Genomic DNA, 250 nt, shown 5'->3' on the forward strand with positions numbered 1-250 from the left:
CACCGAGAACTCGCGGCCCCGGCAGCGGACGAGCATCGTGGGGGGCGCCGCCTGGACGGAGACGTCGGCCACCATCGACTCCAAAAGCCCCATGTTGCCCACCTTGCGCAGCTCCTCCTTCTCGCGCATGAACAGCACCGCCGGCGGCACCCCGGTCGACGCGCTGGGCTCGGTGTTGCACCGCGCCTCGATGCGCGCGATGGCGGCCACGAGCCCCTCCTCGCCGCGGAAGTCGCCCTCGTAGACGGCC

Annotated in this window: 1 pseudogene; it reads right to left on the reverse strand. The window is 72.4% G+C overall.

Going from position 1 to position 250, the window contains the following annotated elements:
* Nucleotides 1–250, reverse strand: a pseudogene (locus tag NE591_RS15865) (IS21 family transposase); the annotation flags it as partial.

The organism is Adlercreutzia sp. DFI.6.23, from assembly GCF_024462535.1.
Classification (GTDB): domain Bacteria; phylum Actinomycetota; class Coriobacteriia; order Coriobacteriales; family Eggerthellaceae; genus Adlercreutzia; species Adlercreutzia rubneri.